Source organism: Mesorhizobium sp. B4-1-4 (genome assembly GCF_006439395.2).
In the GTDB taxonomy this organism is placed as follows: Bacteria; Pseudomonadota; Alphaproteobacteria; order Rhizobiales; family Rhizobiaceae; genus Mesorhizobium.
This window is the reverse complement of sequence record NZ_CP083950.1, coordinates 2,499,919-2,513,888: the sequence shown is the minus strand read 5'-3', so window position 1 is coordinate 2,513,888 and position 13,970 is coordinate 2,499,919. Positions and strand designations below refer to the sequence as shown.

Annotated in this window: 12 protein-coding genes; 5 read left to right on the top strand and 7 right to left on the bottom strand. The window is 63.2% G+C overall.

Translation table 11 applies throughout. From position 1 onward, the window contains the following. Positions 1-96: 96 nt before the first annotated feature. On the top strand, positions 97-1,317 hold the full coding sequence (locus FJW03_RS12205) for an alanine racemase (protein ID WP_140608085.1): 1,221 nt from the start codon (positions 97-99) through the stop codon (positions 1,315-1,317). Between the two features lie 65 nt (positions 1,318-1,382). On the opposite strand, the gene FJW03_RS12200 is transcribed toward FJW03_RS12205, so the two are convergent. Next, positions 1,383-2,561 (bottom strand): lytic murein transglycosylase, encoded by a 1,179-nt coding sequence (locus FJW03_RS12200; RefSeq protein ID WP_140765166.1) that lies wholly within the window; start codon positions 2,559-2,561, stop codon positions 1,383-1,385. Positions 2,562-2,804: 243 nt separating this feature from the next. Continuing rightward, on the bottom strand, positions 2,805-3,596 hold the full coding sequence (locus FJW03_RS12195) for a GH25 family lysozyme (RefSeq protein ID WP_140765168.1): 792 nt from the start codon (positions 3,594-3,596) through the stop codon (positions 2,805-2,807). Between the two features lie 285 nt (positions 3,597-3,881). On the opposite strand from FJW03_RS12195, the gene FJW03_RS12190 reads away from it, so the two are divergent. Next, positions 3,882-5,261 carry a serine hydrolase domain-containing protein gene (locus FJW03_RS12190; protein WP_140765170.1) on the top strand — a complete coding sequence of 460 codons (1,380 nt, stop codon included), beginning with the start codon at positions 3,882-3,884 and terminating at the stop codon, positions 5,259-5,261. On the opposite strand, the gene FJW03_RS12185 is transcribed toward FJW03_RS12190, so the two are convergent. The 5 genes from FJW03_RS12185 to FJW03_RS12165 all read right to left on the bottom strand — a co-directional run bounded on the left by FJW03_RS12185 (position 5,258) and on the right by FJW03_RS12165 (position 11,801). Continuing rightward, positions 5,258-5,593, bottom strand: a complete 336-nt coding sequence (locus FJW03_RS12185) for a HigA family addiction module antitoxin (RefSeq protein ID WP_140765172.1) — start codon at positions 5,591-5,593, stop codon at positions 5,258-5,260. The two genes, FJW03_RS12190 and FJW03_RS12185, sit on opposite strands and share 4 nt — an antisense overlap. Positions 5,594-5,601: 8 nt before the next feature. Beyond that, complete coding sequence (locus FJW03_RS12180) at positions 5,602-5,898, bottom strand: type II toxin-antitoxin system RelE/ParE family toxin (protein ID WP_140765174.1); 297 nt, start codon at positions 5,896-5,898, stop codon at positions 5,602-5,604. 157 nt (positions 5,899-6,055) lie between these two features. Beyond that, a complete protein-coding gene (locus FJW03_RS12175) occupies positions 6,056-6,721 on the bottom strand; it encodes a class I SAM-dependent methyltransferase (RefSeq protein ID WP_140765176.1) in 666 nt (221 codons plus the stop codon). Then, a complete protein-coding gene (locus tag FJW03_RS12170) occupies positions 6,718-8,016 on the bottom strand; it encodes a DUF3419 family protein (RefSeq protein ID WP_140765178.1) in 1,299 nt (432 codons plus the stop codon). The genes FJW03_RS12175 and FJW03_RS12170 overlap by 4 nt, the downstream gene beginning before the upstream one ends. A 32-nt stretch (positions 8,017-8,048) precedes the next feature. Further along, complete coding sequence (locus FJW03_RS12165) at positions 8,049-11,801, bottom strand: hydantoinase B/oxoprolinase family protein (RefSeq protein ID WP_140765180.1); 3,753 nt, start codon at positions 11,799-11,801, stop codon at positions 8,049-8,051. Between the two features lie 184 nt (positions 11,802-11,985). Here FJW03_RS12165 and FJW03_RS12160 point away from each other — a divergent pair, with 184 nt between their 5' ends. The 3 genes from FJW03_RS12160 to FJW03_RS12150 all read left to right on the top strand — a co-directional run bounded on the left by FJW03_RS12160 (position 11,986) and on the right by FJW03_RS12150 (position 13,822). Next, complete coding sequence (locus tag FJW03_RS12160; protein WP_140608067.1) at positions 11,986-12,192, top strand: hypothetical protein; 207 nt, start codon at positions 11,986-11,988, stop codon at positions 12,190-12,192. A gap of 158 nt (positions 12,193-12,350) precedes the next feature. Then, positions 12,351-13,070, top strand: a complete 720-nt coding sequence (locus tag FJW03_RS12155; RefSeq protein WP_140765182.1) for a J domain-containing protein — start codon at positions 12,351-12,353, stop codon at positions 13,068-13,070. Continuing rightward, a complete protein-coding gene (locus FJW03_RS12150; RefSeq protein WP_140608063.1) occupies positions 13,067-13,822 on the top strand; it encodes an N-acetylmuramoyl-L-alanine amidase in 756 nt (251 codons plus the stop codon). Before FJW03_RS12155 ends, FJW03_RS12150 begins: the two co-directional genes overlap by 4 nt. The last annotated feature ends 148 nt before the right edge of the window (positions 13,823-13,970 follow it).

The window sequence follows — 13,970 nt, the reverse complement described above, 5'->3', positions numbered from 1 at the left end:
TCTAGCGCCACGGCGCCAAGCGCACGAGACACAGAATTGTTTTCATTAGCCGCTAGCTTGGATTAATTGTGCACAGCCGAAGTCGAGGATTCGTCAATGCAGCGATTCGAGAATGCACGCGAAGCGGCTCTGGCGCTTCGCCCCGACGATCCTGTCTATTGCTTCCGCCCGCAGGTGCTCAAGGCCGATGCCAGGCAGTTCATGGGCATGTTCCCCGGCAAGACCGCCTATGCGGTCAAGACAAATGGCGAGCAGATCGTGCTGAAGACGCTGGTCGATGCCGGCGTCACCGCTTTCGACGTCGCTTCGCCCGGCGAGTTCGCCGCCGTGCGCGCCGTCTCTCCCGATGCCGAGATGCTCTACATGCATCCGGTCAAGGCGCAGTCGGACATCAAGCTGGCGCTGGAGAAATACGGCATCCGCGTCATTTCGCTCGACCATGAGGACGAGATCACCAAGCTGACACGGGTGGTGCGGGCGCTCGACATCGACCCCGGCGCGATCAGTGTTTTCGTGCGGGTGCAGACCAAGGGCCATGCGGCCTACGAGCTGTCGAAGAAGTTCGGCGCCGGGCCAGCTTATGCCGTGGAACTCGCCGAGCGGCTGAACCGCACCGGCTACAAGGTCGGCCTGTGTTTCCATGTCGGCAGTCAGATCGAGGACCCCGACACCTATGAGCGGGCGCTGGCCTCGGCCGACTGGGTGCGCAACCGGCTGACCTTCGACCTCGCCGGGCTCGATGTCGGCGGCGGCTTTCCGGCTGAATACGGGCATGACCCCAACCGCAAGCAGATCGAGATGCCGTCTCTCGGCCAGATCATGTCGCGGCTGTCCGGCGACATGAAGGAATACCAGTTCGACCAGATGCCGCTGGTGGCGGAGCCGGGCAGGGTGATCGTGGCGCGCTGCCTGTCGCTGATCGTGCGCGTGCTCCTGCGCAAGGGCAAGCGGCTCTACATCAATGACGGCATTTGGGCGTCGCTGTCGGATTCCTGGACCGGCAAGATCACGCTGCCGGCGCGCTTCATTCCCGATCCGGCGATCCGGACCCGCAATGGAGCCGAAAAGAACATCGTGCCGTTCAAGGTCTGCGGCGCGACCTGCGATTCCGTCGACATCCTGTCCAGGCCGTTCTGGCTGCCTGAAACGGTCGACACCGGCGACTGGATCGAGATCGGCCACATCGGCGCCTATTCGCTGTCGCTGAGGACCCGCTTCAACGGCTTTTATCCCGACACCTTCGTCGAGGTGGCGACACCCTTCGACGAGGGCGATGCGCCGGAAGGGTTTGCAAGTTTGGAGACGATGGCGGACTAGGGAATAGGCAGTTGGCAATAGGGGTGGCGGTCACCGGTTTCGAGTAGCTTCTACTGCCTACTGCCTTATAATTTCCCCAGCAGCTCCGGCGTCGGCCAGCCGTCAACGGGCAGACCCAGCCGCGTCTGCTCCTTGCGGATTGCTTCGCGCGTGTTGGTGCCCAGAATGCCGTCGACCGTGCCGACATCGTAGCCCCTGGCTTCGAGCTTGGTCTGCAACGCCTTCATCTGCTCGTTGTTGAGGCCCGGCTCGGGATTGCGCGGATCGATCGGCGGCGCGCCCGCCAGCCGTGCGGCGAGGTTGGCTGCCGTCAGCGCATAGGTGAAGGACTGGTTCCATTCGAGATAGACGTCGAAATTGTCATAGGTGAGGAAGGCGGGACCCTTGCGGCCCATGGGCAGCGCCAGTCCGGCCTTGAGGCCCTTGTCGACCAGCGGCGAGCCGTCGGGATTGGTGACGCCCCACTGCGCCCACTGCGTCAGCGGCAATTTGTTGGTGCGCCCGGTCTGGTCCCAGGGCATGTCGTCGGGAACACGGACTTCCTGGATCCAGGGTTCGTCGCGCTTCCAGCCGCGCGACAGCACCTTGTTGCCCGTGGTCATGATCACGTCGGGCACGCTGTTGCGCAGGTCGATCTTGCCGTCACCGTCGCCATCAACGCCACGGGCAAGATAGTCCGAAGGCAGGATCTGCGTCTGGCCGATTTCGCCTGCCCACGCGCCCTTGACGTCGGCCGGCAGCACACCGCGATCGATCAACTCCAGAAGCGGCACCAGCTGCTGCCGGAACAACTGCGGGCGGCGGCAATCATGCGACAGCGTCACCAGCGCGCTCAGCGTGTGGAAATCGCCCTGCACGGCGCCGAAATCGGTTTCCAGTGCCCAGAAGGCGGTGATGACAGGCGCCTGAACGCCGAACTGCTGGTCGGCGCGAGCAAAGATATCGGCGTATTTCTTCATGTTCGCCGCACCTTGCTTCAACCGGTAGGCCGAGATCATGCGGTTGGAGAATTCGATGAAGGTCTGGGTGAAGACACCCTGGGCACGGTCTCGCGCCAGCGCCCTCTGGTCGAAGGCGGCGTCCTCCAGCGCGTCGAGGCCGACAGCGCCGACACCAGCCGCCTTGGCTTCGGCCGCCACACCCTGCTTCCAGGTTTCGAAGTCGCCGCCGCATTCCTGCGCCATTGCCGGCAAGGCCGTGGCGCACAGCAATAGCGCCGCGAGGGCTTGGAAACGCAGTCGCATCAGCTTCCTTTCGACATTCAGGGCTCCAGGCGACCCGGCGCGTCCGTGCGGATGCGCGTCGTCTTGGAATACCGGCGGTTGTACTCTTGGCCGCCGGCAGTGTCGAAAAGCAGGCGGCAGGCCCGGTGTCAACGGTTCTCCTGCCGTATCCGCTTGTTAAAGTCGCTTCCGCTGCCGCTGAACAGGTGTCAACGATGCCTGCCGCGGGCCCTTGTTGACGGCGGTTGCGCCGTTGAACCGGTGTCAGCGGGCGTTCTGCCGCAGCCACTTGTTCCAGGCGGCTTCGCTGCCGTTGAAGACGTTGATGTCGGATTTGCCGGTCATGCCCGGAACGATGCCGGTTCCGGTGTATTGCCAGAAGGTGAAGGGGTGGCCGCCATACTTCTCGCGCGGATGGCCTGCGACGGAGCGCAGCCAGTAGGGATAGCCGCGGAAGGTCGACAACTCGTTGTCGTCAAAGAAGTCGACCGACGTGTAGATGATCGGCTTCTTGCCGTAATGCCGCTCGACGATCTCGAGAAAGGTAGTCATCTCCGCGCGCACCGTGGCCGCGTCCGGGCGCAGCCTGCAGGTCGGCGAGTTCGGGTTCCATTCCATGTCGAGGACCGGCGGCATGGCGGACCGATCGACGGGGACATTCTGGATGAACCAGCGCGCCTGCTGGGCCGCCGGCGTGCAGAAATAGAAGAAATGATAGGCCGCGCGCGGAACACCGGCGGCCTTTGTGTGCGCCCAGTGCTCGCTGAAATAGTCGTCGAAGCGGTCGCCGCCTTCGGTCGCCTTGATGAAGGCGAACGAAATGCCGCTGGCCCTGGCCGCGGGCCAGTCGACCGAGGTCTGATATTTGGAGACGTCGGTGCCGTGGACGGAATAGTTCCAGGGTGCGCCGCTGTCCCATTCATGCGGCTTGGAATCGGCGAAGCGCGGCGCGCGCACCGCTACCGTCGAACCGCTCGACGCGGATGGCGACAGATCGTCGACAGTCGAGCAGGCGCCAAGCAGCGTCAGCACGAGAAGAGCCGCAAGACGGCGCATCACAACTCCCGAGCCGGAATCAGCCGGTCGCTGATGGGTCTGTGCATTGACGGCCGCCGACTGGTCGAGCCCCCTCCAGGCGATCGCCCCACAGCATCGCCTGGTATCTCCTTTTTTGCATGTCCCTGCCCCAGAACCGTTGCGAAGTTCGGGCGACACGCTCCCTGTGATCGCCGATCATGGTTGATAATCCGTTGACGGCGCTCGACAAGAGACCCGATTTTGCGGAAGCAATGACGGCAAATCGATGACATAAGAGCCGGGCGAACGCCGGGGAGGCAACACATGCGGATCGTGGTCAAGTTCGTGAGATGGCTGCTTGGCCTGATCGTGCTGGCGGTTCTCGCGCTGTTTGCGTGGCTCTATATCGCGCCTCCCGAACTCATCCGTGTCGGCTCCGGCTATTCGGCCAAGATCGTCTGCTCCAACGTCTTCATTGCCGGGCGCGATGCCAAGGAGGTGCTTGCCGTCGACGTTCAAGCGCCCGGACACCCGCTGCTGCGGCTGATGCGGGTCTCGGTCGACAAGAACCGGGGCACGGTCTCCGCCGGACTGCTCGGCTTCCTCGGTAAAAGCGTCGCCGTCTCGCGCGAAGGGCTGGGCTGCGCTTCGGTTCCCGATGGCGATGTCGGTAAGGCGCGGCGCACGGCAATCCACACCGAGCCATCCCCAACCGATCAGGACGCGCTGTGGCCCGAGGGCGAGCGGGTCGATGCCTCACAGAACCCCGAAGTCTCGAAGATCATCGGCGATGCCGCGATGGCCGGCACCGGCATGCGCGCGATCGTGGTGGTCAAGAACGGCCGTGTCGTCGCCGAACGCTATGGCGAGGGCTTTTCAGCCAAGACGCCGCTGCTCGGCTGGTCGATGACCAAGACGGTGAACGCCGCCATCGTCGGCACGCTGGTCAAGGACGGCAAGATGGCAGTCGAGAACAAGAGCCTGTTCGGACCGTGGAAGGCGGATGGCCGTGCCGCGATCAGCCTCGCCGACATGATGGCGATGTCGAGCGGGCTGGAGTTCAACGAGGACTATGGCGACGTCGCCGACGTCACGCGCATGCTTTATCTCGAACCCGACATGGCGGGCTTTGCTGAATCAAAGCCGCTGGCGGGCGATGTGGGCAAGGCGTTCTCCTATTCGAGCGGCACGGCGGTGATGCTGTCGCGGCTATGGCAGGATGCGATCGCCGACAAGGCCAAGGCACTGACATGGCCTCGCACGGCGCTGTTCCAGCCGCTCGGCATGCACAGCGCGGTGCTCGAAACTGACGAGCAGGGCACTTTCGTAGGCTCGTCCTACCTCTATGCCACGGCGCATGACTGGGCCCGCTTCGGCCAGTTCCTGCTGCAAGGCGGGGTGTGGAACGGCAACCAGGTTCTGCCGGCCGGGTTCGTCGACTGGATGCGCGAGCCGGCGCCTGGCTCGAAAGTCTACGGCAAGGGCCAGCTGTGGATCGAGGCGCCCGGCGATGAGGAAAACCCAGGTGCGGGCGTCGCCGCCGGCCTCCCCAAGGACACCTACTGGATGGAAGGGCATGACGGGCAGACAGTCGCCATCATCCCATCGGAGCAGTTGGTGGTGGTGCGGCTCGGCTTGACGCCGGCCAAGCTCAACTACCGTCCGCGGGCGGTGGTAGGAGCGCTAGTGAAGGCGCTGCATTAAACCGCGCCCGATTGTCGTGTCATCTGCGCTGCTGTCGCCAAAGGCTTGGCGCGATCGACGCGCGCTCGCTCGACAGGCGAATTCATGACTTGCCAGAGATCGCTACGGCGCTGCACGTTCAGCCAGAAGTCCGGGCTGTTGCCAAACACCCGAGCCAGAATGAGCGCGGTCGCTGCGGTCACGTTGCGGCGGTCATTGCACAATTCGTTGACATGCTTGCGCTGAACACCCATCGCCTCGGCCAAAGCCGCCTGTGTCAGGCCGAGCGGTTGCATGAATTCTTCCGTGAGGATTTCACCAACCGTTGCTGGCTTGCGCGTGGTCATCAACATATGTCACCTCACTTATAGCTATGGTCGTCGAGATAGATATCCGCCGCCTCACCGCGACCGCCATCCCACCGGAAGATCAGCCGCCACTGTTTGTTGACGCGGATTGAATGAAAGCCATCGAGATTGCCACGCAACTTCTCGAAATGATTGCTAGGCGGCACACCCAAATCCTGATCAGTCATCGCGTCATCGATCATCTGGAGTTTACGGAATAGCCGGCTTTCCAGATCGGGCGGAATGTTGCGGGAAGGGATATCTTCCACGAAGAACGCCCGCAGCCATTCGTCTCGAAATCTGACGATCACTCCGCATTTCTCCCAAGCGGAGATAATGTACCACTCCTTGGGTCAGATTGCAATCTGTTTCGGACGGCGGCCCGGTCGCATCCTTGGAAGCGCCGGGGTGGGGTATCAGGGCCGGCTACCAACGGTGATGGCATCCCGCTCGGCAATTTACCTGATGTCAGTGGCCGAGCTTGACAATCGCAAGCCAGGCATAGCCGCGATAAAGCGTTCTGAAATGGAAGGTTGCGCCGGTTCGCTGCGATTCCGATTCAAGGACGTCCCGCAGTGATTCACGTGGCGCGACGTGGAATTTTCTCAGCCAGCCGCGCAGCAGCGAACGGAACCAGCCTGGAAGGCCCTCCTGTTGGCCGAAATCGACGATGTGCAGCGAGCCGCCGGGCGAAAGGGCGGCGAGCGCGGCCGACACCGTTTTTTCCCAGCCGGGAATCATCGACAGCGAGTACGAAACGAAGACACGGTCGAAGGCGGCCCGGCCGAACAGCGCGCCGGCGTTGAAATCCGTGGCGTCGCCCTTTGCCAGCTTGACGCGCGCGGACAGGCCCTCGCGGGCAATTGCGGCGCTGGCCGTCTCCAGCATTTCGGCCGAAATATCGAGACCAAAGAAATGCGCATCGGGATAGCGGCGGGCGGCGAGGATGATGTTGCGGCCGGTGCCGCAGCCAAGTTCCAGCACCGTGCCGCCTGCCGGCACATCGAGCCCGTCGACAAGCCTGTCGCGGCCGAGCAGGTAGTATTTGCGGGTCAGATTATAGATGTGGCGCTGCCAGCGGTAGACGCCGTCCATCAGTTCGGCGTGGCTGGCCGGCAGCTCCGTCGCGCTCATGCCGCGCGCTTCACATAGAGGTGGAAGCCGCCATAGATGGCCGAGCGGTCGCGGGCCGAGAATTCACGTGACGCCTCGCTCTGGTAGTCCCACTGGTCGAGCAGCGAGGTGGAGACGCGGTCCGGAAGCAGGGTGGGCTCGGCGGCGGTGCGAAAGATGACGCGGGCGCCGGCGGAAGCCGTGCGGGTGATCTCCGACCACAGCGCATTGAGCTGATCATCGGTCATCCAGTCCTGTGCGTCGAGCAGGATGAAGCGGTCGACCGCGCCGGCATCCTTGGCGGCGAGGAACTCGATCAGATTGGCGTGGTGGATGGCGACGCGGTCGATATTGCCGCGAATAGTCTCGTAGTTCTGCTTTTCCAGATAGGCGGGCAGGGCGGCTTCACCGGGATTCGGATAGCGCCGGGCGAACGCCTGCCAGGCGAAGTAGTTGTTTTCCAGAGGGAAATCGCAGGCGAGCTTTTCCAGCCGGGCCTTCAGCACGCTGGCCATGGTGCCGTCGCCTGATGTGATCAGGGAATCGTACTGCGCCGGCGGAATGCCGAGGCCGAAAAGCGAGGCCTTGCGCGAGGTCGCCCATTTCAGAAGCTTCTTGTCGAAGACCGGAGCCAGTTCCTCGTTGAAGAAGCGGCGCTGTTCGCCGATATTCCTGGCTTCCATCATGCGGGCCGGGTTGACGCCGAAGAACTTCGCCGTGCGGTGGCCCATGGCGATGAACAGGCCGAGCAGGCCGGTCTGGTAGAAATTGCGGTCGAAGACGGCGATGCGCCTGATACCGCGCCAGTTGCGGCGCTCCCAGTAATGGCGGCTGACCGGATCGAGATGCGGCGCGATGAAACGGTCGTAGGCTTCCGAATTATGGCTTGTGTCGGCCGCGCCGAAGAAGCGGAACAGGTCGCCCTGCGAGGGCAGGCGGCGCACCGCCTCCAGCTTCATGCGGTTCAGCGCGATGTGCGCGGCGTTGAGGTCGACCGCGTCGACCCTTGCTGGCGAGCGCGTGAGGTAAGCCAGGATGTTGCAGCCGCCCGAGGCGATGGTAACGACGCGGTGGCCTTCGCCAAGCTGCATGGCCTCCATATCGACATCCGGGTCTTCCCAGATCTGCGGATAGACGAGGCCGGAGAAGAGGAAGGCGAACAGCCGTTCGGAGATGCCGGCTTTCGAAAGCGGGCGGTTCTGGTAGACGGCTTTTCCAACTTCCTTGCCGCGCCGAAAAACCAGATCTGCGGAAACGTCCGTCATGGCAAAGTGATTCCCCATTTGCTTTGGCGCAAGCGGGTAGCGCAGGGTCATGACAGGCCGGTGACAGTCTGTTGACGCCTTCTTTACAGCTTTCCGAACCCGCCCGGCGTCGGCGTCGTCAGGATGACGGCGTCGCCCGCGTCGAGCACGGTCTGGTCGCAGGCTTTGAGCACGTCGATTGCGCCGTCCTTGCGACGGACCTTGGTCGAGCCGACCTCGCCGTCGCCGCCACCGTCCAGGCCCTGCGGCGGACGGTTGCGGTGTGATGACAGGATCGCGCATTCCATCGTCTCGAGGAAGCGGATCGTGCGTCTGGTGCCGTCGCCGGCGTTCCATTTGCCTTTGCCGCCGGAATCTTCGCGGATATGGAAATCCTCCAACACCACCGGAAAACGCAATTCCAGAACCTCAGGATCGGTGAGGCGCGAATTGGTCATGTGGGTGTGGACGCCGGAGGTGCCGGCGAAGCCGCGCCCAGAGTTCATGTGCCCGGCCGGCGAGCCGGAGCAGATGGTCTCGTAGTACTGGTATTTCTTGTTGCCGAAGGTCAAGTTGTTCATCGTGCCTTGCGCATTGGCCATCGCGCCCATGGCGCCGAACAGCGCATTGGTGACATGTTGCGAGGTCTCGACATTGCCGGCGACAACGGCGGCAGGATAGGCGGGCTTCAGCATGCAGCCATCGGGAATGACGATGTTGATCGGCCTGAGGCACCCGGCATTCATCGGGATCATGTCCTCGACCATGACGCGGAAGGCGTAGAGCACAGCGGCACGGGCGACCGGTTCGGGCGCATTGAAGTTGTTCTTCATCACTGGCGACGTGCCGGTGAAGTCGACGGCCGCCTCACGCTTCTCTCGGTCGACCGATATCTTCACCTTGATGACCTGGCCGGTGTCGGTCGGGTATTCATATTGCGACGTATCGGGCAGCCGCTCGATCACCCGCCGCACGCTTTCGGCGGCGTTATCCTGGACGTGGCCCATATAGGCCTCGACGACATCGAGGCCGAAATGCGCGACCATCTTGCGCAGTTCGGCGACGCCTTTCTCGTTGGCGGCGATCTGCGCCTTCAGGTCGGCAATGTTCTGGTGTGGGTTGCGGGCCGGGTAACGGTGGTCGGTCAGCAGCGTCTGCAATTCCTTCTCGCGGAATTTTCCGCGGTCAACGATGCGGAAATTGTCGAACAGCACACCTTCCTCGTCGACCGTTATGGCAAGCGGTGTCATCGAGCCGGGAGCGGTGCCGCCGATATCGGCGTGATGACCGCGCGAGGCCGCCCAGAAAAGGATACTCCTTTGGGCGTCGTCAAAGACCGGCGTCACCACGGTGATGTCGGGAAGATGTGTGCCGCCATTATAGGGGGCGTTCAGGGCAAAGACATCGCCAGGACGGATGTCGCCGGAGTTCAGCCGGATGATGGTTTCGACCGAGCGATCCATCGAGCCGAGGTGCACCGGCATATGCGGCGCGTTGGCGACCAGCGCCCCGGTGTGGTCGAAGACGGCACAGGAAAAATCCAGCCTTTCCTTGATGTTGACGGAGTATGCGGTGTTCTGCAGCGTCACGCCCATCTGCTCGGCGATGGACATGAACAAATTGTTGAAAACTTCCAGCATCACCGGATCGGCTTCGGTGCCGAGGGCAGCGGCGCGCGCTTTCCGTTCGGTGCGGCGGATCACGACGTGATTGAGGTTGGTGATTTCAGCCTGCCAGCCCGGTTCAACGACGATGGTCTGGTTCGGTTCGATGATCAGGGCGGGGCCTGCCACCCGATCCGACGGGCGCAGATTTTCGCGACGGTGGACGCCAGCTTCATGCCATCGGCCTTCCGTATAGATGCGCCGGGTTTGGGAAGCGCCGATCTTATCCTTCGCAGGTCCGGCGGGTGCATGGGCTTCGGCGCTGTTTTCGGCGATTTCGGTGCCTTCGACGCCGACCGTCTCGACGATCATCGGCTTATCGTCATAGACGAAGCCGAATTGCGCCTTGTGGGCGATTTCGAAATCGCGCTTGGCCTGGAAAATCGAGCCGCTTTCGAAATTCACCGGCAGCGTCGTATCGGTGCCGTCATAGCGGATGTGCAGCACGGGCCTAGTGGCAACCGCATCCTCGGCGATGCCTTGCGCCGCGAGTTCGGCGATGACGGAATTTTTCAGGACGATGATGAGGTTGCCGATCTCCGGTCTGGAGTCTTCGGCAAGAGGTTCGAGCAGTGCCTGCTGGCGTGAGGCAAAGACCGACGCCAGGCCGATGCCGTAGGCCGAAAGCAGGCCGGAGAAGGGGTGGATCAGCACCGCTTCCATGCCAAGCGCGTCGGCAACCAGGCAGGCGTGCTGGCCACCGGCGCCGCCGAAGCAGTTCAGGAGATATTCGGTGACATCGTAGCCGCGCTGCACCGAAATCTTCTTGATGGCATTGGCCATGTTTTCGACGGCGATGGTGATGAAACCCTCGGCAACCGCTTCCGGCGAACGGCCGTCGGCGATTTCGGCGGCAAGTGCCTCGAATTTCGCGCGCACCGTTTCCAGATCGAGCGGCTGGTCCTGGCCGGGGCCGAAGATCGACGGGAAGAAATCGGGCTGCAGCTTGCCGAGCATGACGTTGGCGTCGGTGACGGCCAGCGGGCCGCCGCGCCGGTAGGCGGCGGGGCCTGGATTGGCGCCCGCGGAGTCCGGTCCGGCGCGAAAACGGCCGGCTTCGTAGTGCAGGACCGAGCCGCCGCCGGCGGCGACGGTGTGGATGCGCATCATCGGAGCGCGAACGCGCACGCCGGCCACCTCGGTGTCGAAGGCGCGCTCGTACTCGCCATCATAGTGGGCGACGTCGGTGGAGGTGCCGCCCATGTCGAAGCCGATGACCTTGTCGAAGCCGGCGAGCTTCGCCGTCTCGACCATGCCGACGACGCCGCCGGCCGGCCCCGACAGCAGGGCGTCCTTGCCCTGGAACATGTCGGCGGCGGTGAGGCCGCCGGAGGACATCATGAACATCAGGCGCGGGCCTTCCCTCCCCTCCGAGGGGAGGGTGGCGACCAAGCCGCCGGGTGGGGTCGGTTCGACTGGGTGCGACGTTCTGGCGGTGCCTTCTGGAATGACCCCCTCTGTCGGCTTTGCTGACATCTCCCCCTCGAGGGGGGAGAGGGCGCCGAGCTCTTGGCCTACCCTTTGCACATAGCGCGACAGGATGGGCGACAGATAGGCGTCGACCACGGTGGTGTCGCCGCGGCCGACCAGCTTGATCAGCGGCGAGACTTCGTGGCTGACCGAGACCTGGCTGAAGCCAAGCTTGCGGCAGACCTTCGCCACCGCCTTCTCGTGATCGGGGTATTTCCAGGCATGCATGAAGACGATTGCCACGGCATCGATGCCATCGGCCTTCGCCTGCTCGATCGCCGGACGGCAGGCGGCGATGTCGAGCAGCCGTTCGACGCAGCCATCGGCGAGCACGCGCTCATCGATTTCGAGGACGCGCTCGTAGAGCTGTTCGGGCAGGATGATCTCCTTGGCGAAAATGTCGGGCCGCGCCTGGTAGGCGATCCTGAGCGCATCGCGAAACCCCTTTGTAATGAGCAAGAGCACGCGGTCGCCCTTGCGTTCCAGAAGCGCGTTGGTGGCCACGGTAGTGCCCATCTTGATGTCGCCGATCGAGCCCGATGGGATAACAGCGCGCGTTTCGAGCCCGAGCAGATCGCGGATGCCCTGGATGGCGGCATCGGCATAGGCTTCAGGGTTCTCCGAAAGGAGCTTGCGCGGATGCAGCCCACCCTGCGGGTCGCGGCCGATGATATCGGTGAAGGTGCCGCCGCGATCGATCCAGAAATCCCATTTCCCGGCCATGGCGGCTCTCCCCGGCATTTTCGTTCCTATCTGTTGTTAATCTGCCTCGACGCCCACAGCAACGCCGCCCGCATGCCGTTGCTGTTACACGCGGAAACGCAACGTTACGAAACTCATGGCCGTGTGATGCATTTCCCCTGCGACCGTTCACCGCAACGTGAGCGTGTGTTGAAGGAGAGATGTCATGAAAAAGCTCATTCTTGCTTCTGTGTCCGCTCTGGCCTTGCTGGGCGTTGCGGCCTGCAGCGACAGTGGCACCGACAAGACCACCACCCAGAGCACCAATCCGCCGCCTGCCGAGCAGCCCATGAAGCCTGCGGCTCCGGCCGATAAATCGACCAAGCCCGCCGAGCCGGCTCCGGCAACGCCTGCTCCTGCGCCCGCGCAGTAGTTCGTTAGGCAGTAAAAGTGTTTTGGAGGAAGGGCCGGCGTCTCGTCGGCCTTTTCTCCGTCAGGCACTCATGGACCGGCAAATGCCCGTCGTTCACAAGCAGGGTCATGGCCGTTATTGGCTTGATAGCGGGGACCGGTTCGCTTTAAGAAACGGCCATGTCGATTTGGGACCGCCTCGGCGACTTCATCACACGGCTATCGTCGTCAGCCTCGTCGGGCGTTGCCGACGTCGTCGAAGCCGTGCGCACGGTTTTCTCCGGGGATGCGGACCTGCGCCGACGCATTGCCTTCTCGGTGGCGATGATCGCGCTTTCGGCAAAGATGGCCAAGGCCGACGGCATCGTCACCCAGGATGAGGTACGGGCCTTCCAGGAGATATTCGAGGTGCCGCCAAAGGAGACGCGCAACGTTGCGCGGCTCTATGACTTGGCCAAGCAAGACGTTGCCGGCTTCGAAACCTATGCCGAACGTATGGCCCAACTTTGCGGCTCCGGCCATTCGAACTGCGCAATGCTGGAAGACATACTCGACGGCCTGTTCCACATCGCCAAGGCCGACGGGCTGATCCATGAGCGCGAAGGCCAGTTCCTGCACCGCATCGCCGAGATTTTCCGCATCGACGAGGCGCATTACGAGTCGATCCTGGCCCGCCACGTCAATCTCGGCGCCGCCGACCCCTATGTTGTGCTCGGTATCGAGCGCGGCAAGCCGTTCGAGGAAGTCAGGAAGCGGTATCGCAAGCTGGTTTCCGACAACCATCCCGATCGGCTGATCGCGCGCGGCCTGCCGCAGGAATTCATCAAGATCGCCACGACCAGGGTCGCGGCGATCAACGCCGCCTATGAGATGATCGAGCGGGGCCTGCGGCACGCATGAGTGGCTTCCTGCCCGACGAGCCTAGCGCCGAGGTCAGGGTATCGCCGAATTTCGGGCCAAGGCGCAACACGCTGAAGCCCGACATGATCGTGCTGCACTATACCGGCATGGCGACAGGTGCCGGCGCGGAAGCCTGGCTGTGCGACCCGGCGAGCGAGGTTTCCTCGCACTATCTCGTCCATGAGAATGGCCACATCGTGCAGATGGTCAGGGAAAGCGACCGCGCCTGGCACGCCGGCAAGAGTTCCTGGTTCGGACGCACCGACATCAACTCCTGCTCGGTCGGCATCGAGATCGTCAATCCAGGGCACTCGCTGGGATATCCCGGTTTTCCCCGGGGTCAGATCGACGCGGTCATCGGCCTATGCCGGGGGATCATCAGCCGCCATGCGATCGCCGCCGAGCGGGTGCTGGCGCATTCCGATGTGGCGCCGGGTCGCAAGATCGATCCGGGTGAGAAGTTTCCCTGGGCGGTGCTGTTCGAGGCCGGTGTCGGCCATCTGGTGCCGGCCGCGCCTGTAAGACGCGGAGCGGCGCTGAAGCCCGGCGACAGCGGGGCTGATGTCGAGGCGCTGCAGTCGATGCTGGCGCTCTATGGCTACGGCGTTGAGATATCAGGCACTTTTGACCATCAGACACAGAACGTCATCGAGGCTTTCCAGCGGCATTTTCGGCCGCGCCGGATCGATGGGACGGCAGACGGGTCGACCATGCGCACGCTGGAAAGGCTGCTCGCTTCCATCCGGGACTGACCCTAGGTCAAGGCGCCGTCCAAGTAATCCTTTTCGCCGTTAGGTTACAAACTGTCACTCAAAGTGACTTGCCCCGCCTTCATTGCCGCCAATTCAGGCTTCAAAGGGCAATTCGTACAGTTTGTCGGACGCGTATCCCCCCGGATGT